The sequence below is a fragment of the Streptomyces sp. NPDC101237 genome (genome assembly GCF_044767465.1).
GTDB lineage: Bacteria > Actinomycetota > Actinomycetes > Streptomycetales > Streptomycetaceae > Streptomyces > Streptomyces gramineus.
Genome location: NZ_JBIWNY010000001.1, coordinates 1 through 22,763, shown reverse-complemented (window position 1 = coordinate 22,763; position 22,763 = coordinate 1). Strand labels below are relative to the sequence as shown.

Here is a 22,763-nt window from a genome sequence, read left to right as displayed (position 1 = left end):
TCGTGTGACGAGCTACGAACAGGACACCGGACCCCTCGGACCGCCCTGGCCCTTCACCGGCCGGGAGGACGAACTGGAGCTGGTCAGGCGGTCACTGGGCGCCGGCCGGCAGGGCGTCCTGGTGACCGGGCCGGCCGGCGGCGGCAAGACCCGGCTGATCACGGAGGCTCTGCGCGGCACCGACTGCGCGCGCGTGACCGGCACCCCGGAGACCTCCGCGCTGCCCTTCGCGGCCTTCGCGCACCTGCTGCCCGGCGGACTCTCGCTGCCCGGCGCGATCCGGCAGCTCGCCGGCGTGCGGCTCCTCGTCGTCGACGACGCCCACCTCCTGGACGAGGCCTCCGCCGCGCTCGTCCACCAGCTCGCCGTGCACGGCCGCACCCGGCTCGTGGTCGCCGCCACCGGCCCGGCGCCCCTGCCCGGCGCGGTCGCGCGGCTGTGGACCGGAGAACTCCTCACCCGCCTCGCCCTTCAGCCCCTGCCGTACGACGAGACGGCCCGGCTCCTGGCGGGCGGCGGCCTGGAGCCGCTCACCGTGCGCCGGCTGCACCAGGTGTGCCGGGGCGACCTGGGGCTGCTGCGGGACCTGCTCGGCGCGCTGCGCGCGTCCGGTGCGCTGCACCGGGTCCCGGACACCGGCGAGTGGTCCTGGCGCGGGCCGCTGCCGCTCACCGCGACCGTACGGGACCGGATCGCACCGCTCCTGGACCGCCCCGACCCCGGCGAGCGCGCCACCCTCGAACGGCTCGCGTTCGCCGAGCCGCTGCCGCCGCACCTCGACGAAGGCCTCGACCTCGCCGTCCTGGAACGGCTGGAGACGGACGGCCTCATCCAGGTCGACGACCGCGGCACGGTCCGCCTCGCCCACCCGCTGCACGGCCCCGCGCTGCGGGCCCTTGCGGGCCGGCTCCGGGCCCGCAGGCTGGCCCGCACCGCCGGCCAGTGCGAACCGGCCCTGAAGGACGAGCAGGAAGAACTCGCCCAACGGATCGACCAATTGGACGTACGGGAGGCGCCGGCCCCGGTGGGGGAGTGGCTGGCCGCGGGAGGCCTGCCCGTTCCGGCCGGGTACGCAGCTGTGCGTGCCCGGTACTCGCGGCTTCGGGGGGAGCTGCGAGAGGCGGCGGCATGGGCGAGGGAGGGACTGCGGACGGCGCCGGGCGACGCCTCCTGCCGTGCCGAACTCGCCCGTGCCGCGGCCGAGTCGGGAGAAGCTGCCGTAGTGCGCGGGGACGGGGGTCTCGCGCACTACGGCGCGGTACGGCGAGGGGAGGCGGCGGGCGCCGCCGGACGGCTGGACGGGGTGCTGGCCCGGCACGCGCAGGCCCTCGCGCACGAGGACGGGACCGCCCTGGACCGGGCCGCCGAGGCGCTGGCCGAACGCGGTCTGCTGCTGTTCGCGGCGGAGGCCCACGCCCAGGCGGCCCGCGCGCACCGCGACCCGCGGGCCGCCCGTCTGTCCCGCACCCGCGCGGTCGCCCTCGCCCGGCGCTGCCAGGGTGCCCGCACCCCGGCCCTGTCCGGCCTGGTCCTCGGTGAACTCACCGCCCGGCAGCGGCAGATCGTCGCCCTCGCCGCGGCCGGCCTGAGCAACCGCCAGATCGCCGAGCGGCTGACGCTGTCCGTGCGGACGGTGGGCAACCACCTCTACGGCGCGTACACCCGCCTCGGCGCCGGCGACCGGGCGGCCCTGCCGTGGCTGGTGGAGGAGCCCGAGCGGAAGACGGCGTGAACAGCCCCGCGTCCCGAAGGGGCGCGGGGATCCGCGCGACCGGCCACCACGGGACAGGACGCCGGCGACGCCCGTCGGCCCGCTGTGCTCAGGCCGCCCCGAAGGCCGCGAACGCCCAGCCCGTCGCCTGGTGCACCGCGTCGCCCGGCAGGGCGGTCCTGGCGTCCCGCAGCGCCTCCGCCAGCGACAGGCCCGCGCCCAGCCCCTTGTGCAGGGCCAGCATCAGCGGGACCACGGCCGCGTCGTTGACCGGCGCGCTGCTCGCCACCACGCCCGCCGTGCCCAGCGGCAGCAACGCCGTCACCAGGCCGAGGAGTTCGTCGGCGCCGACCGAGGCGAGACGCGCGGTGTCGCAGCTGGACAGGATGATCCGGTAGGGGCTGCGGGCCAGGCGCTCGAAGTCGTGGACGATCAGCGGGCCGTCCGCCATGCGCAGCGAGGAGAAGAGCGGGCTGTCGGCGCGGAACGTGCCGTGCGCGGCGATGTGCGCCAGCCCCGCCCCGTCCAGCTCGCGCAGGACGGCGGGCACCCGGGCCTCGTCGTGGTCGAGGATCCGTGCCGTCGCGTACTGGCCCGCCATCTCGGGCACCTCCGCGCCCCCGGTCGCCAGCCCCGGACCGCGGACCAGCACCTGGCGGCCGCCCGGCGGGGGCTCGGTCTCCCGGGCCCGCAGCCAGCTGCCCGCCGACGGCGACACGCTCAGCACCCGCTCCCGCAGCGAGGGCAGCAGGGCCCACGGCACCCGGTGCAGCGCCCCCGGCGGGACGATCACGACGGGTCCCGAGCCGAGCTGGTCCGCCGCCGCGCCCAGCAGCAGTTCCTCCAGGCGCCGCCCGGCGGCCTCCACCACCGCGAGCCGCGCCTCCGCTCCCGGATGCGCGAGCCGCCGCAGCCCCGCCTGGACGTGCTCGGCCTCGGCGACCGCCTCGGCCAGCGGGCCGCCCGCGAAGCGCCGCACCCGGCCCTGACCGCACAGCAGGACGTGCACCCGCCCGTCCAGGACGGCGAGTTCGACCAGCCGGCCGTCGCCGAGCCGGTCGAGCAGCCGGGCCGGGTCGAAGCGGTCGCCGCCGCCGGGCGCGTCGCCGTGGATGTGATGGGTACGGGAGCGGATCTCCCGTTCCAGACGCCGCTGTTCGCGCTCCAGGGCGGGCACCGGACGGCCCTGCCTGCGGGCGTCCTCGGCGCGCGAGGCGATCTCACGGAACGCGGTGAGCGAGGTGAGCAGGGCCGGGTCGGCGGGCGGCCGGGTGGGGGGAGTGGACAGGACGGTGGCCCGCCAGCGTTCGCTCCACTCCAGGAGCCGACGCGGTCCGCCGTGCGCCAGGCTCGCCTGCTGCGCCAGCGCGGCCAGTTCCGCGCCCTGCGCGGTGGCCCGGGCCCGCAACTCCGAGGCGCCCAGCGTCATCCGGTGGTCGTCGAGGACGTCCAGACCGCGCCGGCAGGCCTCCAGCACGCCCCGCCGCGAACCGGCGGCCCGGGCGCGCAGCGCCTGCGCCGCCCAGCCGGTCATCCGGGCCAGCGGCGGTCCGCCGTGCCGGCTGCGCGCGGCCACCGCCAGATGCCGTTCGGCGTCCGCCGTCCAGCCCAGCGCCAGCGCGATCCGCCCCGCGAGCAGCGACGCCTCCGGCGCGGCCGGCGCCCCGAAGGACGCCAGCTGGTCGGCGACGGCCGCCGCGTCCTGCACCAGGCGTCCGGAGACGGCCCCGCCCGCCACCCGGGCCTCGATCAGCACCAGCCGGGCGTGCGTCTCCCACCAGCCGCGCCGCTGCCCCGAGAAGAGCCGTACGGCGACGGCGGCTCGGGCGATCGCCGTCTGCGCGTCGCCCGCCGAACGCGCGGCCCGGGCGGCGGCCAGCAGCAGCTCGGCCTTGCGCGTGGACTGCCCGCCGAGCCGGTCCAGCGCCGCGATGGCCGTGTCCGCCTCGGCCAGCGCCTCGGGCGCCAGGCCGGCCGCCATCAGCACCTCGCAGCGCCGGATGCACAGCATGAACGTCGGCGTCCCCAGCTCGGCGTACCGCTCCTCGGCCTCGGCGAGCAGCCGCAGCGCCGCCGGGATGTCGCCCGCCCGGAACGCGGCCAGGCCCCGGCTCTCCACCGCGTCCGCCTTGTCGTGCTCCTGGCCCGTCGTCTCCCAGAGCCGCTCGGCCGCCGTGAAGTCGGCGTCCGCCCGGTCCACCGCGCCGAGGGCCAGATGCACCGTGGCCCGCAGCGTCAGCGCCCGGGCCGTCCAGATGACGTCGTCGGCCTGCCGCAGCACCGGAATGGCCCGCCGCACGTCCTCCAGGGCCTCCTTGTGCCGGCCCAGCACCCACCAGACGTAGGCCCTGCGGTACAGCACCCGGGCCCGGGTGTGCCCGCTGCCCCGGGCCACCCCGCGCTCGAACGCGGTCAGGCCCTGGCGGGTGCGGCCCGCGTGCACCAACGCGACCCCGAGCGTGGCGAGGACGTCCGCCTCCCGCTCGGCGGAGTCCGCGCGCGCCGCGAAGTCCCGGGCACGCCGCAGGTGTTCGAGAGCGACGCCGAGGTCCCCGAAGTCCCGCTGCCAGATGCCGACGACCTGGTGGGCGACGGACGCGTCCAGCGGCGACGGATCGGACCCGAGGAGCCGCTCCGCGCGTGCCAGGGCCTCGCCGGGGGCGGCGAACACCATCGGCAGGAGTTCCGTCACCGATTCGCTTCCCGCTGTCACCTCTCGGATGGTAGTGGCCTGGGCATACATGCCCCACTGGTTTGGCGCTGTATCAGACGGCGGGCGCGAGACTCTGACTGAAGAACGCCGTTTTTCCGGGGGAGGACGACAGGCCATGGCACCTCAGCGATTCCACGAGCAGTTCGATCAGATCCAGCGCTCGATGCCGGACGTCCCGCTGGCGATGGGGCCGGACGACTCCGCCGAGTTCTTCTACGAGAAGGGCGTCGTCCTCGCCCGCGACGGCGAGGAGGCCCGCGCCGTCGAGGACACCGTGCGCGCCCACTTCACCGCCACCGAGGGCCTGGCCGGCGACCAGGTGCGACGGGCGGGCCCGGAGACCAACCGCACCGGCGTCACCCGTATCCGGGTCGGCGACCCGGGCCACGGCGACCGGACCGGCGACCACGCGGTCGGCCACGCGCTGCGCGCGCTGCGGGAGGCGGAGGTCCGCACCGGGCGCCGCCTGGTCAGCCGCAACCACGTCGTGTCCACCACGGTCAACGCCTGCAACCCCGCCGAGCCGGTCCCCGCCCTGCTCAGCCAGACCCCCAACCCGGGGCCGGTGGACGGCGCCCACGACCCGGACACCGCCGTCGGCGTGCTGGTGATCGACACCGGTCTGGTGCACGACTACCGCGGCTACCCGCTCCTGGCCCGCGTCCAGGGCGACCCGCAGCTGACGGAGACCGACGCCGACGGCATCCTCCAGCAGTACGTCGGCCACGGCACGTTCATCGCCGGACTCGTCGCGGCCCTGGCGCCCAACACCGACATCACGGTCACCAACACCCTCAACGACGCGGGCGCCATCCTGGAGTCGGAGTTCGGCGCCAAGCTCTTCGAGGCCGTCGACCGGCACGGCTGGCCGGACATCATCAGCCTCTCCGCCGGCACGCCGAACGGCAGCACCGACGGACTGCTCGGCGTCGAGAACTTCATGCAGGCCCTGCGCGACCGGCCCGGCACCCTGCTGGTGGCCGCCGCCGGCAACAACGGCAGCTCCACCCCGTTCTGGCCCGCCGCCTACGCCGCACTGCCCGGCTACGAGAACGCGGTCCTCTCGGTCGGCGCGCTGCGCAGCGACGGCGAGTACGGCGCCTGCTTCACCAACCACGGCACCTGGGTCAAGGTCTACGCCCCCGGCGAGCACCTCACCGGCGCCCTGGCCGGGTTCGACACCCCGGTGCCGTACGTCTACCAGCACACCACCTACGAGGCGTGCCGGTACGGCTTCGGCTACGCCTGCACCTGCCAGTACCCGCGCCACACCGGCGTGTTGACCGACACCGGGGCCACCGGCCCCGGCAAACCCGATCAAGTGATGTTCGAAGGGTTCGCACAGTGGAGCGGAACGTCGTTCGCCACCCCCATCGCCGCCGGCCTCGTCGCCGAGCGGATGAGCACGGCCGAGGAGCCCGACGCGCGCGCCGCGAGCACCGGGCTCATGGCAGGCGTCACGGATTTCGCCGAGGTGCGCGGGGCCCATGTACCGGCGCTCCGGCCGGCGAGCTGGCAGCCGGTCCCGGTCGTCCCGCTGGCCCCCACGCACTGAGTTCCGGAACACTCCCCTCCACGGCGTACGATGACTTGCCGTACACGAGGGGTGGGGCCGTGGACCGAGCAGAGGTCGGCGCGTTGGTCCAGTCCGCCGTCGACGGCGACGCGGCGGCCTGGAAGGCGCTCGTGGAGGGGCTGAGCCCACTGGTGTGGTCCGTGGTGCGCGCGCATCGGCTCTCCGACGCCGACGGGCACGAGGTGTACCAGACCGTGTGGTTCCGCTTCGCCCAGCATCTGGGCCGGATCCGGGAGCCCGACAAGGCGGGTTCCTGGCTGGCCAGCACCGCACGCAACGAGTGCCTGAAGGTGATCCGCGGGCTGACCCGCCTGCTGCCCACCGACGATCCGCAGGTCCTGGACCGGGTGAGCGACGACCGCACGCCCGAACAGTCCCTGATCGACGCGGAGGACCGGGCGGACGAGGCCGAGAGGATCCGTCTGCTGTGGCAGGAGTTCGAGGAACTCGGCGCGCGATGCAGGCAGTTGCTGCGGGTGCTGATGGCCTCGCCGCCGCCCAGCTATGCCGAGGTGTCCGGGGCGCTGGGCATCGCGGTGGGCAGCATCGGCCCGCTGCGCCAGCGCTGCCTGCGCCGGCTGCGGGCCCGGCTCGACGCGAGGGGTGCGGTATGAGCGACGACGGATTCCCGGTGGCGGAGGGCCTCGACGGCACCGCCTTCGACGCGGACCTGCTGGAGGAGGAGCTGCGCCAGGCGGCCGCCGTCCTCGACCCGCTCCCGGCCGGACTGCTGCAAGTGGCCATGGACGCGTACGCGTTGCACGACCTGGACGCCCGGATCGCCGAGCTGACCTTCGACTCCCTCGTCGACGCCATCCCGGTCAGGGGGGCCGAGGCACCGCCCCGGATGCTGACCTTCCAGGCGGGCGACCTCACGGTGGACATCGAGGTCACCGGCGACGGACTGCTCGGGCAGCTGCTGCCTCCGCAGCCCGCGCGCATCGAACTGCTCGGCACCCCGGCGGCCGGCGGTGCCCTCACGGCCGACGGCATGGGCCGGTTCGCCAGCGACACCGCGCCCGTCGGCCCGTTCGCGCTCCGGCTGCGGACCGGCGGCGACGTGATCGTCACGGAGTGGCTGCGGGTGTGAGTCCGGCGGCGCGGACACGTCCGTGGTCATGCCCGCACAGCCGTAGGGCCCTTGCCGCGTGTCGTGCGAAAACCGGCCGGCCGCAGGGTCAGCGGGCGACGGCGTCCACGAGCGCGGCCAGGGCGGCGGCGAGCCGGTCCGCCCCAGGCCCCGCCGGACCGCCCGGCTCGGTCATGTAGAGGTCGCGGCGGATCTCGATCATCAGCGCCTGGACCCGCGCGTCCGACGCGTGGAACTCCAGCGGCACGTAGGTCCCGCCGAACGGGCTGTCCAGCTCCGCGCGCCCGCACTCCGCGAAGGCCGCGCGGGCCGCCGCCGTCAGCCCGGGAGGGGTGTGGAAGGCGTCCGTGCCCAGGCACACCGGCGGCCGCGGACCCGTCCCGTGCAGCTCGTAGGGCAGCGCCCGGGTCGGATAGGAGTGCACGTCGATCACGACGGCCCGTCCGGTCGCCGCCAGCCGCCCGGCCACGGCCCGGGTCATCGCCCGCGCGTACGGCCGGAAGTACCGCTCGACCAGCGGCCCGTGATCGAGCGGTTCCTCGCGCAGCACCTCCCGGTGCGTGGTCCGCGTGTACACGGCCCCCATCCCCACGGCGAGCATCTCCTCCCGCTCGTCCGGGAACCGCTCCGGGTCCACCACCAGCCGGGACAGCCGGTTGACGAACCGCCAGGGAGTCACGGCGGCGAGCTCGGCTGCCGCCTTCGCGATGCCGGCCGTGTGCGCGTCCGTGATGTGGTCCAGCTCCCGCTCCAGAGCGGCGTCGTCCAGCACGATGCCCTCGCGCACCGCGGCCGGGATCTTGCGCGCCGAGTGCGGCACGTGCAGGATCACGGGCGACTCGGCGGCGCCGGGCAGCAGGTCGTACGACGGCTCGGACACGGGCGGCTCCCGGGGGTGGTGTCGGTGACGGGGTGTGGGAGCACGGTGTCACATCGACGGCCGGCCCGTGCCCGTCGTGGCTCCCCGCGGCGGCGGCCCGTCAGGCCAGCAGTTCCCGCAGCAGCGCGCCGACCTGCCCGGTCTCGATCAGGAAGCCGTCGTGCCCGTACGGCGACTCGACCAGCCGCGGTCCGTCGGCGGACGGGATCAGGGCGGCCAGCTCGGCCTGCTGGGCCGGGGGATAGAGACGGTCGGAGTCCACTCCGGCCACCAGGGTGCGGGCCGTGACCCGGCGCAGGGCGGCGCGCAGTCCGCCCCGGCCGCGGCCGGCGTCGTGGGCGTTCATCGCCTCGGACAGGACCACGTAGCTGCCCGCGTCGAAGCGCCGGACCAGCTTGGCGGCATGGTGGTCGAGGTAGGACTCGACCTGGTAGCGGCCCCCGGACAGGGGATCCTCGGTGCCCTGAGCCCGCCGGCCGAAGCGCGCCGCCAGCTCGGGCTCGCTGCGGTAGGTGATGTGGGCGATCCGGCGGGCCAGCCCCAGGCCGGCGTGCGGGGCCCGGCCGGTGCCGTGGTAGTCGCCGCCCTGCCACCCGGGGTCGGCGCGGATCGCGGTGAGCTGGGTGTTCGTCCAGGCGATCTGCTCCGCGCCGGCCGCCGCCGCGGTGGCGAGCAGCAGCAGCGCGCCGACCCGGTCCGGATACGTCACCGCCCACTCCAGGGCCCGCATGCCGCCCATCGAACCACCGGCGACCAGGGCCCACCGCCCGATGCCCAGGGCGTCGGCCAGCCCGGCCTCGGCGGCGACCTGGTCCCGCTGGGTCAGGAAGGGGAACGCGCCGCCCCAGGCGCCGAGGGTTCCGGGGCGCCGGGAGGACGGTCCCGTGCTGCCCCGGCAGCCGCCCAGGACGTTCGGGGCGACGACGAACCAGCGGTCGGTGTCCAGCGCGAGGCCCGGCCCGACCACGCCCTCCCACCAGCCCGGGGTCGGATGCCCCGGCCCGGCGGGCCCGGCGACGTGACTGTCACCGGTCAGCGCGTGCAGCACGAGCACGGCGTTGCCGGCGTCCGGGGCGAGCCGGCCCCAGGTCTCGAACGCCAGCCTGACCCCTGGCAGTTCACCGCCCGTCTCCAGGGCCAGCGGCTTCTCCAGCGCGCGCCACTGCCGGTGGCCCGGCGGATCCTCCTCCCACCGGGCCGCCGGCCGGGGCACCCCGGGGGGCGGTGCGGCGTTCAGGACGCGGCGCCCTTGGCGGCACGGAAACCGGCCTCCAGGTCGGCCCGGAGATCGGCCAGGTTCTCGATGCCGACCGACAGCCGCACCAGGCCCGGTGCGGTGCCGGTCGCCGCCAGCTGCTCGTCGTCCAGCTGGCTGTGGGTGGTGGACGCCGGATGGATGATCAGGCTGCGGACGTCGCCGATGTTGGCGAGGTGACTGAACAGCTCGACGGCGTCGACGAACCGCTTCCCCGCCTCGATCCCGTCCCGGAGCTCGAAGGAGACGATCGCGCCCGCGCCGTGCGGCAGATACCGCTGCCCGGCCTCGTACCAGCGGCTGGAGGGCAGCCCCGGATAGTGCACGGCGGCGACCTCCTCGCGCCGCTCCAGCCACTGGGCCAGGGCCAGCGCGTTGGCGGAGTGCCGCTCCAGCCGCAGGCTCAGCGTCTCCACGCCCTGGAGCAGCAGGAACGCCGAGTGCGGGGAGAGCGCGGGACCGAGGTCGCGCAGCAGCTGCACCCGCAGCTTGACGGCGAACGCGCCCGGCCCGAGCGCCGGCCAGTAGCGCAGTCCGTGGTAGCTCGGGTCGGGCTCGGAGAAGTCCGGGAAGCGGTCGGTGTGCGCGCCGAAGTCGAAGCTGCCACCGTCGACCACCACACCGGCGATGGCCGTGCCGTGGCCGCCGAGGAACTTGGTCGCCGAGTGCACCACGATGTCCGCGCCGTGTTCCAGGGGCCGCAGCAGATAGGGGGTCGGGACGGTGTTGTCGACGATCAGCGGCACGCCGGCCGCGTGCGCCACGTCCGCGACCGCCCGGACGTCGAGCACGTTGCCGCGCGGGTTGCCCAGCGTCTCGGCGAACAGCGCCTTGGTGTTCGGGCGGACGGCCGCACGCCAGGCTTCCGGGTCGTCCGGGTCGTCCACGAAGGACACCTCGACGCCGAACCTCGGCAGGGTGTGCCGGAACAGGTTGTAGGTGCCGCCGTACAGGGACGTGCTCGACACGATGTGGTCGCCGGCGCCCGCCAGGGTCAGGATCGCCAGCGTCTCCGCGGCCTGCCCGGACGCCAGCGCCACCGCCGCCACGCCGCCCTCCAGGGCCGCGATCCGCTGCTCGAACACGTCCTGGGTGGGGTTGTGGATGCGGGTGTAGATGTTGCCGGGTTCGGCGAGGGCGAACAGGTCGGCGGCGTGCCGGGTGTCGCGGAACACGAACGAGGTCGTCTGGTAGATCGGCGTCGCCCGGGCGCCGGTCGTCGGGTCCGGGACGGCTCCGGCGTGGATCTGCCGGGTCTCGAACGACCAGGCCGAGGTGTCCGGTCCGGCGGGCGGCTCGTCGGGCGTGTGACCGGCGGTGACGGAGTCGATGGGCTGGCTCATGGTGCTGCTCCTCGTGCGGGACGGCAGGACGGCGTGCGCGTGCGGACACGCGTCGTCGGCAGAACGGGGCGGGGCGGGGAAAGGGCCGGAGCGGAGCGTCAGCTCTCGGCGCGACACCCTGTGGTGGTGACACGCACATGATCGACATGACTTCGGGTCACAAGCACCGTCATGCGTCGAGCGAACCACGGCGGATCACGGCCCGCCAGCGGCCCGCCGTGCGCGACACGCAGACTTCACGAACGACACACGCGCGACACGGGGGGCGGACACGGCTCCGCCCCGGCGGGCGCGATGCCTGCCGGGGCGGAGCCGTCGGCCGGGGACCCGCGGAGGGTCCCGGAGCAGTGGAGCGGCGGGGTCGGCTCAGAGGGCCGCGAGCGCCGCGTTCCAGGTGGCCGACGGGCGCATGACCGCGTCCGCCTTGGCCTTGTCGGGCTGGTAGTAGCCGCCGATGTCGGCCGGGGAGCCCTGCACGGCGAGCAGCTCGTCGACGATCTGCTGCTCGTTCGCGGTCAGCGTCTCGGCGAGCGGCGCGAACGCCTTGGCGAGCTCGGCGTCGTCGGTCTGCCGGGCCAGCTCCTGCGCCCAGTACAGGGACAGGAAGAAGTGGCTGCCGCGGTTGTCGATGCCGCCGACGCGACGGGTCGGGGACTTGTCCTCGTTCAGGAAGGTCGCCGTGGCGCGGTCCAGCGTGTCGGCGAGCACCTTGGCGCGGGCGTTGCCGGTGGCCGTGGCGTACTGCTCGAAGGACGGGACCAGCGCGAAGAACTCGCCGAGGGAGTCCCAGCGCAGGTAGTTCTCCTTGACGAGCTGCTGCACGTGCTTCGGCGCGGAGCCGCCGGCGCCCGTCTCGAACAGGCCGCCGCCCGCCATCAGCGGGACGACCGACAGCATCTTGGCGCTGGTGCCCAGCTCCAGGATCGGGAAGAGGTCGGTCAGGTAGTCACGGAGCACGTTGCCGGTGACGGAGATGGTGTTCTCGCCGCGGCGGATGCGCTCCACGGACAGCTTGGTGGCCTCGACCGGCGCGAGGATCCGGATGTCCAGGCCCTCGGTGTCGTGCTCCGTCAGGTACTGCCGGACCTTGGCGATCAGCTGCGCGTCGTGGGCGCGGCCCTCGTCCAGCCAGAACACGGCCGGGTCGCCGGTGGCGCGGGCACGGGTGACGGCCAGCTTCACCCAGTCCTTGATCGGCGCGTCCTTGGTCTGGCAGGCGCGGAAGATGTCTCCGGCGGCGACCGGCTGCTCGATGACGACGGCACCGGCCGCGTCGACCAGGCGGACCGTGCCGGCGGTGGCGATCTCGAAGGTCTTGTCGTGGGAGCCGTACTCCTCGGCCTTCTGCGCCATCAGGCCCACGTTCGGGACCGAACCCATGGTGGACGGGTCGAAGGCGCCGTTGACCCGGCAGTCGTCGATCACGGTCTTGTAGACACCGGCGTAGGAGGAGTCCGGGATGACCGCGAGGGTGTCGGCCTCCTGGCCGTCCGGGCCCCACATGTGGCCGGAGGTGCGGATCATGGCCGGCATCGAGGCGTCGATGATGACGTCGGAGGGCACGTGCAGGTTGGTGATGCCCTTGTCGGAGTCGACCATCGCCAGGGCCGGGCCCTCGGCGAGCTCGGCGTCGAAGGAGGCCTTGATCTCGGCGCCCTCGGGCAGGTTCTCCAGGCCCTTGAGGATGCCGCCGAGCCCGTCGTTGGCGCTGAGGCCGGCCGCCTTGAGGGTCTGGCCGTACCGCGCGAACGTCTTCGGGAAGAAGGCGCGCACCACGTGACCGAAGATGATCGGGTCGGAGACCTTCATCATCGTGGCCTTGAGGTGCACGGAGAACAGGACGCCGTCCTGCTTGGCGCGCGCGATCTGCGCGGCCAGGAAGTCGTTGAGCTGGGCCACGTGCAGCACGGAGGCGTCGACGACCTCGCCGGCCAGGACCGGTACGGAGTCCTTGAGCACGGTGGTGGTGCCGTCCTCGGCGACCAGCTCGATCCGCAGCGCGCCGGCCTCGGAGATCACCGCGGACTTCTCGGTGGAGCGGAAGTCGTTCTCGCCCATGGTGGCCACGTCGGTCCTGGACTCGGAGGTCCAGGCGCCCATGCGGTGCGGGTGGGTCTTGGCGTAGTTCTTCACCGAGGCGGGGGCGCGGCGGTCCGAGTTGCCCTCACGCAGGACCGGGTTCACGGCGGAACCCTTGATCTTGTCGTAGCGGGCGCGGATCTCGCGCTCCTCGTCGCTCTTCGGGTCGTCCGGGTAGGCCGGCAGCGCGTAGCCCTTGTCCCGCAGCTCGGCGACGGCGGCCTTGAGCTGCGGGATCGACGCCGAGATGTTCGGCAGCTTGACGATGTTGGCCTCGGGGGTCTTGGCCAGGTCGCCCAGCTCGGCCAGGGCGTCCGGGACGCGCTGGTCCTCGTTCAGGTACTCCGGGAAGTGGGCGATGATGCGCCCGGCCAGGGAGATGTCGCGGATGTCCACGGCGACTCCGGCCTGCGAGGCGTACGCCTGGATCACCGGCAGGAACGAGTGCGTCGCGAGGGCCGGGGCCTCGTCTGTGTAGGTGTAGAAGATGGTCGAGTCAGTCACCGGGTGCTCCGCTCCACGTCTGCAACATTGCTCGACATCAAGATATCTCGTGCACGACCCGGGCTCGACAGGGGTCCGCGACTCGGAAGATCGGCTTGTCATGCGCCAGGCAACCAGATCGGTCCACAGGGTGGTCGAGACGAACGAGCCACATCGACCGGCGGCCGGACCGACCAGCCGGGCCGCCCGAGCCAAAGCTGACCATGAGAAATCGCACCGGAGTGACGGCCCCGGCGGCCGCCCTGCCGGGCACCGCCACCGTACTGGCCACGGGGGCCCCGGCCGACCCGGACCCTCACCCTGTGCAAGCCGGCCTTCCTGCTCCAGGAGGAGGTGAAGATCGGCTCGCACATACTTCCTCCACACCTACAACCACCACCGCTGCCACACCGCACTCGGCGGCCACCCACCGATCAGCCGTGTGAACAACGCTTCGGGCCCATACAGCTAGTCGGTGTGCGGCAGGCCCGACGGCAGATCGTCTGGGACGCGTTGCTGCGGTATCACCACGGCCCCCTGCTGGAGGGCCACCGTGCGGGTCGGGGCCGGGATGCGGATGCCCTCCTCGCGGTAGCGCCGGTGCAGGCGCTTGATGAACTCGTGCTTGATCCGGAACTGGTCGCTGAACTCACCGACGCCCAGGATCACCGTGAAACCGATCCGCGAGTCGCCGAAGGTATGGAAGCGGATGGCCGGTTCGTGCTCCGGGAGCGCGCCGGTGATCTCGGTCATGGTCTCGGCGATCACCTCGTGCGTGATGCGCTCGACCCGGTCCAGGTCGCTGTCGTAGCTCACACCCACCTGCACCAGGATCGTCAACCGCTGCTCGGGGCGCGTGTAGTTGGTCATGTTGGTCTTGGCCAGCTGGCCGTTGGGCACGACCACCAGGTTGTTGGAGAGCTGGCGCACGGTCGTCTGACGCCAGTTGATGTCCACGACGTAGCCCTCCTCGCCGCTGCTCAGCTGGATGTAGTCGCCCGGCTGGACGGTCTTGGAGGCGAGGATGTGGATGCCCGCGAAGAGGTTGGCCAGGGTGTCCTGGAGCGCGAGGGCGACCGCGAGTCCGCCCACGCCCAGGGCGGTGAGCAGCGGCGCTATGGAGACGCCCAGCGTCTGCAGCACCACCAGGAAGCCGATCGCGAGGACCAGCACCCGGGTGATGTTCACGAAGATCGTGGCCGAACCGGCGACCCCGGAACGGGACTGGGTCACCGACTGCACCAGACCGGCGATCACCCGCGCCGCCGAGACCGTCGCTGCGAAGATCAGCAGTACCTTCAGGCACTGGTCGGTGTGGTGCTGGACGGTCCTGGTCAGCGGCAGGGCCGCGGCGGCGACGGCCGCGCCGCCCGTGAGCGCCGCCCAGGGGACGACCGTGCGCAGCGCGTCCACGACGACGTCGTCACCGCTCCAGCGCGTCCGCTTGGCATGCTTGGCCAGCCAGCGCAGCACGCCGCGCGACAGAAAGGCCAGCAACAGGCCCGCCGCCAGGGCGATGCCCGCAAGGACCAGGTCATCGACGGTGAGCGCTCGGTCCACCGGTTACCTCCCATTCGGTTGTGCAACCGCTCATCCTGCCGTACCCACGGACCCGGATCCGCACGGAGGTTCGTGCGACGGACCTCGGCGGCGGGCCCGGACGGCGCGGTCGAAGGGACGCGAACTTCTGCGGAAGCCCGCCTGGTCGACCCCGCCCGTCGCGCACCGGCAGACCGCCGCCCGCGCCCGGCGGCCCGTGCACCCGGCGGCCCGTGCGCCGGGCGGCGACACCCCGCACCCCGCACCCCGGACCCGGGGCCCGTTCCGGCCCGCGTCGCCCGTCGCCCGTCGCCCCGCCGCGCGGCCCGGTTGCCGCGGGGAAGGCGGCGCGGCCCTCAGGCGTCCGGGAAGGCTCCCTGGTCGGCGAAGGCCCCCTGGTCCGTGAAGGATCCGTGCCGGCCCGCCCCGGCCGCGAAGCGCGCCGCCCCCTCGACGCCTTCCGCCAGCACGTCCATGCCGTACTGGACCTCGGCGAGCATCGCCGCCTGTTCGTCCAGGCCCTCCTGGTCCAGCACCGACGCCCGGTCGCTGCGCAGGCAGGCCTGCGGGAACGCGGCGATGGACGCGGCCAGTTCCTCCGCCGCCGTGCGTGACGTGCCCGGCGGCACCAGGCGGTTGGCCAGGCCCATCGCGTACGCCTCGGCGGCCGGGACCGGACGGCCGGTCAGGATCATGTCCATGGCCCGGCTGGTGCCGATCAGCCGAGGAAGCCGTACCGTGCCGCCGTCGATCAGCGGCACGCCCCAGCGGCGGCAGAAGACGCCGAACACCGCGTCCTCCTCCGCCACCCGCAGGTCGCACCAGAGAGCCAGCTCCAGACCGCCCGCCACGGCGTGCCCGGCGACGGCCGCGATCACCGGCTTGGACAGCCGCAGCCGGGTCGGGCCCATCGGGCCGTCGCCGTCCTCGGCGACCCGGTTGCCGTGCTCGCCGCCCACCGCCTTCAGGTCCGCGCCCGCGCAGAAGGTGCCGCCCTCACCCCACAGCACCGCCACCCGGGCCGCGTCGTCCGCCTCGAACTCAAGGAAGGCGGAGGTCAGTTCGTCCGCCGTCGGCCCGTCCACCGCGTTGCGTGCCGCGGGGCGGGAGAGGACGACCGTGGTGACAGGACCCTGGCGTTCCAGGCGGACCGGCATGCGCTTCCCTCCGTCGCGGGGCCACCCGGTTCAGATGACCTTCAGTCGTACCAGCGCTCCCAGTGTCAGGGCTCCCGGCAGCAACGGCACCCACACTGTGATGATCCGGTACGCGAGGACGACGGCCGTCGCCACCGCCACCGGGCCGCCCGCCGCCACCAGCGCCACGATCAGCGCCGCCTCCACGGAACCCAGTCCGCCCGGCGTGGGGATCAGCGCGACGGCGACCGTGGCCGCCAGGTACGCCAGCGCCATGTGGGCGGGCGGCACCGGCAGGCCCAGGGCCTGCCCCACCGCCACCAGTCCGGCCGCCTGGAGTGCGGGGAAGGCCAGCGAGCCGCCCCACAGCGCCAGGGCCCGGGACGGACGCGTGTGCACCGAACGGGCCTCGCTCAGCGCCGCGCGCACGAAGCGGAACACCGGCTCGCGCACCCGTCGTACGAGGAACAGCGCGGCCGGCGCCGCGACGGCGGCCGCGGCGGCGACGGCCACCAGCGGGCCGGCCGTCCCGTGCGGGAGGAGGCCACCGAGGTGCAGCGCGTCCGGGAAGGCGACGAAGAACACGGCCATCAGGCCCACCCGGGCCACCGACTCGGCGAGCAGGTACAGGGCGAGCGCGGCCGAGGAGGTGGCCAGCGGCACCCCGCACACCGTCATGAACCGCAGGTTGACCGCGCCGGAGCCCAGGCCCGTCGGCAGCAGGTGGTTGGCCGAGCCGGCCGCGAGCTGGGTCGCCAGCAGCCGCCAGCGGGGCAGTTGCTGGACCACCGCGCCCTGCCGGGTGAAGGCCGCGGCCACCCAGGTCAGGCAGGTGGCGGCGCCCGCCGCCAGCAGCCACGGCAGGGAGGCGTCACGGAGGTGGGCGAAGCCCTCGACGAGGACCGGCCAGTGCCGCACCGCGATGACCGCCACGAGCAGGAGCGGGATCAGGGTGAGGATGTGCCGCCAGGGGACACGGCGGGCGAGCCGGGGCAGAGGGCCCGCACGGAAGCCGGGGATTCTTTCCGCTGTCACACCGGGAGAGGTTTTCCGCGCCGCGCCAACTGCGGGTGGCGGAGGAGGAGACACCGGATGACGGACGGACAGCGGGTGAGGGGGGAGGCTCATCTGGTCCTTCGTACGAGGGGACGGTGAGCGGGACATTGACCTCAACGAGGCTTGAGGTCCTACGTTCTCCACCATGAGTATGGAAACCACCGCCTGGACGCAGCTGCACAGCGTGATGACCGCCGAGCGGGAGCGGCGCCCGCTCGACCGGGCCACGCTGCGCCGGATCGCCGCCTTCGCCCGCCCCCACCGCAGCGGGATCATCCGTTTCGTCCTGCTAGGGGTGGTCACCGCCCTGCTCGCCGTCGCGACCCCGGTGCTGGCCGGCCATGTCGTCGACGCGATCGTGACGGGACACGACACCGGCACGGTCGAACGGCTGTCGCTGCTGATCGCCGCCGTGGCCGTCGGGGAGGCGGCGCTCGGCGTGCTGGGGCGCCGGCTCTCGGCCACGCTCGGGGAAGGGCTCATCCTCGACCTGCGCACGGCGGTCTTCGACCATGTGCAGCGCATGCCCGTCGCGTTCTTCACGCGGACCCGTACCGGAGCGCTGGTCAGTCGTCTCAACAACGACGTGATCGGCGCCCAGCGGGCCTTCGCCAACACCCTCTCCGGCGTGGTCAGCAACCTGGTCACGCTGCTGCTCACCCTCGCGGTCATGCTGACCCTGTCCTGGCAGATCACCCTGCTCGCCCTGGTGCTGCTGCCGGTGTTCGTGGTGCCCGCCCGCCGCATGGGCGGCCGGATGGCCCGGATGCAGCGCGAGGCCGCCGCGCTGAACGCGGCGATGGGCACCCGGATGACCGAACGTTTCTCCGCGCCCGGCGCCACCCTGATCAAGCTCTTCGGCCGCCCCGAGGAGGAGTCAGCGGAGTTCACGGCGCGCGCCGCCCGGGTCCGGGACATCGGGGTGCGCACCGCCACCGCCCAGTCGGTCTTCATGACCGCCCTCACCCTCGTCTCCTCGCTCGCGCTCGCCCTGGTCTACGGCCTCGGCGGCTGGTTCGCGCTGCGCGGCACCCTGGAGCCGGGCGCCGTGGTCTCCCTCGCCCTCCTGCTGACCCGGCTCTACGCCCCGCTCACCTCGCTGGCCGGCGCCCGTGTCGAGGTGATGAGCGCGCTGGTCAGCTTCGAGCGGGTCTTCGAGGTCCTCGACCTCAAGCCTTTGATCGAGGAGAAGCCGGACGCCCGCGAGGTGCCCGAGGGCCCGGTGGCCGTCGAGTTCGACGACGTCCGCTTCGCCTACCCGGCCGCCGACCAGGTCTCCCTCGCCTCGCTCGAAGAGGTCGCGGCCCTCGACGCCCGCGGCGGTGCCGAGGTCCTGCACGGCGTCTCCTTCCGCGCCGAACCCGGGCAGACCGTCGCGCTGGTCGGTTCCTCCGGCGCGGGCAAGTCCACCATCGCGCAGCTGCTGCCGCGCCTGTACGACGTCGACGCGGGCGCCGTGCGCATCGGCGGCGTCGACGTCCGCGACCTGAGCGCCGGTTCGCTGCGCGCCGCGCTCGGCATGGTCACCCAGGACGGCCACCTGTTCCACGACACCGTCCGCGCCAACCTGCTGCTCGCCCGGCCGGCGGCCGCCGAGGAGGAGCTGTGGGACGCCCTCGGCCGGGCCCGCCTCGACGCGGTCGTACGGTCCCTGCCCGACGGCCTGGACACGGTGGTCGGCGAGCGCGGCTACCGGCTCTCCGGCGGCGAGCGGCAGCGGATGACCATCGCCCGGCTGCTGCTGGCCCGGCAGCGCGTGGTCATCCTCGACGAGGCCACCGCGCACCTGGACAACACCTCGGAGGCGGCCGTCCAGGAGGCGCTCGCCGAGGCGCTGGAGGGGCGCACGGCCGTGGTCATCGCCCACCGGCTGTCGACGATCCGGGCGGCCGACCAGATCCTGGTGATCGAGGACGGCCGGATCGCCGAGCGCGGGACCCACGCGGAACTCCTGGTGGCGCAGGGGCGGTACGCCGAGCTGCACCGCACTCAGTTCGCCGCCGCGCCGGCGTCCTGACGGCCGCGTTCACCTCGGCGTCATCTTTTTCCACGATTCCGCGAAGGGAGCGCTCCCGCACTTGACGGCACTGGTCCGGACCTTTAGCTTCACGCCTTAAACAAAGCCTCACGGCTGTGCCCAACGCCCTCTGGCCGCAGAGGTGTTGGGCACGCGCCGTGTCGCATCCCCCCGCGTGAAAGGCCACCCCCCCCATGGCCAGACCCCTTCCCACGGCCGCCGCCCTGGCCGCCCTGACCCTCTGCGCGGGCCTGTTCGCCGCGTCCCCCGCGCAGGCCGCCACCGGCACCATCACCGGCATCGGCGGCAAGTGCCTGGACGTGGCGGGCGCCGCCTCCGCCGACGGCACGGCCGTCCAGCTCTACGACTGCAACGGCACCGCCGCCCAGCAGTGGACCGTCGGTGGCGACGGCACCATACGGGCCCTCGGCAAGTGTCTCGACGTGACCGGGAACTCGACCGCGGACGGCGCCAAGGCGCAGCTGTGGACCTGTACCGGCGGCGCGAACCAGAAGTGGACCGTCAGCTCCGCCCACGACATCGTCAACCCGCAGGCCGACAAGTGCCTGGACGCCACCGGCAACTCCTCGGCGAACGGCACGCGCGCCCAGATCTGGACGTGCGGCGGCACCGCCAACCAGAAGTGGACCGCGCCCGCCCCCGACGGCGGCGGCAGCACGCCGTCCTCGCCGATGGCCGTGGCGCCGTACCTGTACAACGGCTGGGGCGACCCGCCGAGCCCGACCACGATCACCAACGCGACCGGCGTGAAGTACTACACGCTCGCGTTCGTCCTCAGCAACGGCTACTGCAACCCGCAGTGGGACGGCGGCCGGGCGCTGACCGGCGGGGTCGACCAGCAGACCGTCAACACCGTACGCGCCAACGGCGGTGACGTCGTACCGTCGTTCGGCGGCTACAGCGGCAACAAGCTGGAGAGCTCCTGCTCCAGCGCCGGTGAACTGGCCGCGGCCTACCAGAAGGTCATCAACGCCTACGGCGGTCTCAAGGCGATCGACATCGACCTGGAGGCCGACGCCTACAGCAACGGGACCGTGCAGCAGCGGGTCGTGGACGCGCTGAAGACGGTGAAGGCCAACAACCCGGGCACGAAGGTGTACATCACCATCGGCACCGGCCAGAGCGGACCCGACACCAGCCTGATCAACCGGGCCGCGAACTCGGGGCTGACCGTCGACGCCTGGGCCATCATGCCCTTCGACTTCGGCGGCGCCGGCCAGAACATGGGCAACCTCACCACCCAGGCGGCCGAGGGCCTGAAGAACGCGCTGAAGAACGCGTACCACTACAGCGACGACCAGGCCTACCGGGACATGGGCATCTCGTCCATGAACGGCATCACCGACAACAACGAGACGGTGACCGTCAACGACTTCCGGACCATCCTCGCCTACGCCCAGCAGCACCACCTGGCCCGGCTCACCTTCTGGTCGGCCAACCGCGACCGGCCCTGCACCGGGGGCTCCGCCGACAGCTGCTCGGGCGTGAGCCAGTCCAACTGGGACTACACGCGCGTCTTCGCCGGCTACACCGGCTGACCCCCCACCCCTCGGACTAGGAGATCCCTTGCCTCGCCTTCCCTGGCGCCGCAGACCGACGGCCGCCGCCGTGCTGGCCGTTCTCGGAGCGTCCCTGCTGACCGCCGCCCCGTCCGCGCACGCGGCCGCCGCGGCCCTGCCCACCGGCCTCGCCACCCTCACCAACGCCGCGAGCGGCAAGTGCCTGGACGCCAGGGCCGCCGCCACCGCGAACGGCACCGCCGTGCAGCAGTACTCCTGCAACGGCACCACCGCCCAGCAGTGGAGCCTCACCGCCACCAGCGACGGCTACGTGCGGATCGGCAACGCCAACAACACCGACCAGGTGGTCGACGTCACCGACGTCTCCACCGCCGACAACGCCACGACCCAGCTGTGGACCTACGGCGGCGGCGCCAACCAGCAGTGGCAGCCGGTCGACGAGGGCGGCGGCGCCTACCACTTCGTCAACCGCAACAGCGGCAAGTGCCTGGACGACCCGGCCGCCTCGACCGCGGACAGCGTGCAGCTGGTGCAGTACGCCTGCAACGGCACCGCGGCCCAGCGCTTCCAGGTGGCCGCCGTGTCGGCGCCGCCGTCCGGCACCCCGGACCTCGGCCCGAACGTCGTCGTCTTCGACCCGTCGATGTCGGCGTCGACCATCCAGAGCCGCCTCAACTCGATCTTCCAGCAGCAGGAGACGAACCAGTTCGGCTCCCAGCGCTACGCCGTGATGTTCAAGCCGGGCACCTACAGCGCGAACGTCAACGTCGGCTTCTACACCCAGGTCCTCGGCCTCGGCCTGACCCCGGACGCGGTGAACATCAACGGCGCGGTGCACGCCGAGGCCGACTGGTTCCAGGGCAACGCCACCCAGAACTTCTGGCGCGGCGCGGAGAACCTCTCCGTCACGCCGACCGGCGGCGCCGACCGCTGGGCGGTCTCGCAGGCCTCCGCCTACCGCCGGATGCACCTGCGCGGCAACCTCGCGCTGGACGACGGCGGCTGGTCCAGCGGCGGTCTGATCGCCGACAGCAAGATCGACGGCCAGGTCAACTCCGGCAGCCAGCAGCAGTGGCTGACCCGCAACTCGCAGCTCGGCAGCTGGACCGGCTCCAACTGGAACATGGTCTTCGTCGGCAGCACCGGGGTGCCGGGCACCACCTTCCCGAGCCCGCCGGACACCACGGTCGCCCAGAGCCCGGTGACCCGCGAGAAGCCGTTCCTGTACGTCGACGGCTCCGGCAACTACCAGGTCTTCGTACCGTCGACCCGGTCCAACTCCTCGGGCACCAGCTGGAGTTCCGGCTCCGCTGCCGGTTCGTCGCTGTCCCTGGACAGCTTCTACGTCGTGAAGCCGGGCGCCACCGCCTCCCAGATCAACGCGGCCCTGGCGGCGGGCAAGAACCTCCTGGTCACCCCGGGCGTCTACCACCTCGACCAGACGCTCCAGGTCAACCGGGCCGACACCGTCGTCCTCGGACTCGGCCTCGCCACCTTCGTCCCGGACAACGGCGTCACCGCGATGAAGGTCGCCGACGTCGACGGCGTCCAGATCGCCGGCCTGCTCTTCGACGCCGGCACCACCAACTCCTCCACCCTGGTGGAGGTCGGTCCCAGCGGCTCCTCGGCCTCGCACGCGGCCGACCCGACCTCCCTGCACGACGTGTACTTCCGGGTCGGCGGCGCGGGCGTCGGCAAGGCCACCACCAGCCTCGTCGTCAACAGCGACAACGTCATCGGCGACCACATGTGGATCTGGCGCGCCGACCACGGCAGCGGGGTCGGCTGGACCAGCAACACCGCGGACACCGGCCTGGTCGTCAACGGTGACGACGTGACGATGTACGGCCTGTTCGTCGAGCACTTCCAGAAGTACCAGACCCTCTGGAACGGCAACGGCGGCCGGACGTACTTCTACCAGAACGAGATGCCCTACGACCCGCCCAACCAGGCGGCCTGGATGAACGGCTCGACCCAGGGCTACGCGGCCTACAAGGTCGCCGACTCGGTCACCAGCCACCAGGTGTACGGCCTGGGCAGCTACTGCTACTTCAACGTCAATCCGGGCGTGGTCGCGGCGCACGCCGTCGAGGCGCCGAACACCTCGGGCGTCCGCTTCACCAGCCTGGTGACGGTCTCCCTCGGCGGCACCGGCACCATCAGCCATGTCGTCAACAACACGGGCGGGCCGTCGAACTCGTCCAACAACGTGGCGAACCTGAAGTCGTACCCGTGACCTGAACGGCCGTGGGGGGGGGGGGGGGGCGGCCCCCCCCCCCCCCCCCCCCCCCCCCCCCGCCCCCCCGCCCCCCCCCGGGGGGGGCCCGGGGCCGGGCCGCCCGGC

At 73.5% G+C, this 22,763-nt stretch carries 15 protein-coding genes; 7 read left to right on the top strand and 8 right to left on the bottom strand.

Annotated features, from left to right (window positions below; genetic code table 11):
• The first annotated feature begins 4 nt into the window (after positions 1–4).
• Positions 5–1,732 (top strand): LuxR C-terminal-related transcriptional regulator, encoded by a 1,728-nt coding sequence (locus ACIRQ9_RS00075; protein WP_404165489.1) that lies wholly within the window; start codon positions 5–7, stop codon positions 1,730–1,732.
• 88 nt (positions 1,733–1,820) lie between these two features.
• Here ACIRQ9_RS00075 and ACIRQ9_RS00070 read toward each other — a convergent pair whose 3' ends face one another.
• Complete coding sequence (locus ACIRQ9_RS00070; protein WP_404166373.1) at positions 1,821–4,385, bottom strand: CHAT domain-containing protein; 2,565 nt, start codon at positions 4,383–4,385, stop codon at positions 1,821–1,823.
• A gap of 154 nt (positions 4,386–4,539) precedes the next feature.
• On the opposite strand from ACIRQ9_RS00070, the gene ACIRQ9_RS00065 reads away from it, so the two are divergent.
• From ACIRQ9_RS00065 to ACIRQ9_RS00055, 3 genes are read left to right on the top strand one after another with little or no spacing between them, the layout of a single operon-like run.
• A complete protein-coding gene (locus ACIRQ9_RS00065; protein ID WP_404165487.1) occupies positions 4,540–5,979 on the top strand; it encodes a S8/S53 family peptidase in 1,440 nt (479 codons plus the stop codon).
• A gap of 35 nt (positions 5,980–6,014) precedes the next feature.
• Positions 6,015–6,614, top strand: coding sequence for an RNA polymerase sigma factor (locus ACIRQ9_RS00060; RefSeq protein ID WP_404165485.1), 600 nt, complete (start codon positions 6,015–6,017; stop codon positions 6,612–6,614).
• Complete coding sequence (locus ACIRQ9_RS00055) at positions 6,611–7,090, top strand: hypothetical protein (protein WP_404165484.1); 480 nt, start codon at positions 6,611–6,613, stop codon at positions 7,088–7,090. Before ACIRQ9_RS00060 ends, ACIRQ9_RS00055 begins: the two co-directional genes overlap by 4 nt.
• Before the next feature lie 88 nt (positions 7,091–7,178).
• On the opposite strand, the gene ACIRQ9_RS00050 is transcribed toward ACIRQ9_RS00055, so the two are convergent.
• From ACIRQ9_RS00050 to ACIRQ9_RS00020, 7 genes are all read right to left on the bottom strand, one after another.
• Positions 7,179–7,970 carry an N-formylglutamate amidohydrolase gene (locus tag ACIRQ9_RS00050; RefSeq protein WP_404165482.1) on the bottom strand — a complete coding sequence of 264 codons (792 nt, stop codon included), beginning with the start codon at positions 7,968–7,970 and terminating at the stop codon, positions 7,179–7,181.
• 100 nt (positions 7,971–8,070) lie between these two features.
• Positions 8,071–9,183, bottom strand: coding sequence for a homoserine O-acetyltransferase (locus tag ACIRQ9_RS00045; RefSeq protein ID WP_404165480.1), 1,113 nt, complete (start codon positions 9,181–9,183; stop codon positions 8,071–8,073).
• Positions 9,184–9,203: 20 nt separating this feature from the next.
• Complete coding sequence (locus ACIRQ9_RS00040) at positions 9,204–10,568, bottom strand: bifunctional o-acetylhomoserine/o-acetylserine sulfhydrylase (protein WP_404165478.1); 1,365 nt, start codon at positions 10,566–10,568, stop codon at positions 9,204–9,206.
• A gap of 366 nt (positions 10,569–10,934) precedes the next feature.
• On the bottom strand, positions 10,935–13,151 hold the full coding sequence (locus ACIRQ9_RS00035) for an NADP-dependent isocitrate dehydrogenase (protein ID WP_404165476.1): 2,217 nt from the start codon (positions 13,149–13,151) through the stop codon (positions 10,935–10,937).
• Positions 13,152–13,598: 447 nt separating this feature from the next.
• Positions 13,599–14,690, bottom strand: a complete 1,092-nt coding sequence (locus ACIRQ9_RS00030) for a mechanosensitive ion channel family protein (protein WP_404165474.1) — start codon at positions 14,688–14,690, stop codon at positions 13,599–13,601.
• 335 nt (positions 14,691–15,025) lie between these two features.
• Entirely contained in the window at positions 15,026–15,826 is an 801-nt protein-coding gene (locus tag ACIRQ9_RS00025) for a crotonase/enoyl-CoA hydratase family protein (protein ID WP_404165472.1), read from the bottom strand.
• A 30-nt stretch (positions 15,827–15,856) separates the two neighbouring features.
• Positions 15,857–16,933, bottom strand: a complete 1,077-nt coding sequence (locus ACIRQ9_RS00020) for a YbhN family protein (protein ID WP_404165471.1) — start codon at positions 16,931–16,933, stop codon at positions 15,857–15,859.
• 79 nt (positions 16,934–17,012) lie between these two features.
• Here ACIRQ9_RS00020 and ACIRQ9_RS00015 point away from each other — a divergent pair, with 79 nt between their 5' ends.
• The 3 genes from ACIRQ9_RS00015 (at position 17,013) to ACIRQ9_RS00005 (ending at position 22,655) form a co-directional block, all read left to right on the top strand.
• Positions 17,013–18,878: an ABC transporter ATP-binding protein gene (locus tag ACIRQ9_RS00015; protein ID WP_404166371.1), complete on the top strand. Its 1,866-nt coding sequence runs from the start codon at positions 17,013–17,015 to the stop codon at positions 18,876–18,878.
• A 194-nt stretch (positions 18,879–19,072) separates the two neighbouring features.
• Positions 19,073–20,437: a ricin-type beta-trefoil lectin domain protein gene (locus ACIRQ9_RS00010; protein WP_404165469.1), complete on the top strand. Its 1,365-nt coding sequence runs from the start codon at positions 19,073–19,075 to the stop codon at positions 20,435–20,437.
• 28 nt (positions 20,438–20,465) lie between these two features.
• On the top strand, positions 20,466–22,655 hold the full coding sequence (locus ACIRQ9_RS00005) for an RICIN domain-containing protein (protein WP_404165467.1): 2,190 nt from the start codon (positions 20,466–20,468) through the stop codon (positions 22,653–22,655).
• Positions 22,656–22,763: the final 108 nt, after the last annotated feature.

Coding starts and splice junctions, on each gene's coding strand:
- ACIRQ9_RS00065 (WP_404165487.1), top strand. CDS start 4,540: ATGGCACCTCAGCGATTCCACGAGCAGTTCGATCAGATCCAGCGCTCG.
- ACIRQ9_RS00055 (WP_404165484.1), top strand. CDS start 6,611: ATGAGCGACGACGGATTCCCGGTGGCGGAGGGCCTCGACGGCACCGCC.
- ACIRQ9_RS00020 (WP_404165471.1), bottom strand. CDS start 16,933: ATGAGCCTCCCCCCTCACCCGCTGTCCGTCCGTCATCCGGTGTCTCCT.
- ACIRQ9_RS00015 (WP_404166371.1), top strand. CDS start 17,013: ATGGAAACCACCGCCTGGACGCAGCTGCACAGCGTGATGACCGCCGAG.
- ACIRQ9_RS00025 (WP_404165472.1), bottom strand. CDS start 15,826: ATGCCGGTCCGCCTGGAACGCCAGGGTCCTGTCACCACGGTCGTCCTC.
- ACIRQ9_RS00070 (WP_404166373.1), bottom strand. CDS start 4,385: ATGGTGTTCGCCGCCCCCGGCGAGGCCCTGGCACGCGCGGAGCGGCTC.
- ACIRQ9_RS00040 (WP_404165478.1), bottom strand. CDS start 10,568: ATGAGCCAGCCCATCGACTCCGTCACCGCCGGTCACACGCCCGACGAG.
- ACIRQ9_RS00010 (WP_404165469.1), top strand. CDS start 19,073: ATGGCCAGACCCCTTCCCACGGCCGCCGCCCTGGCCGCCCTGACCCTC.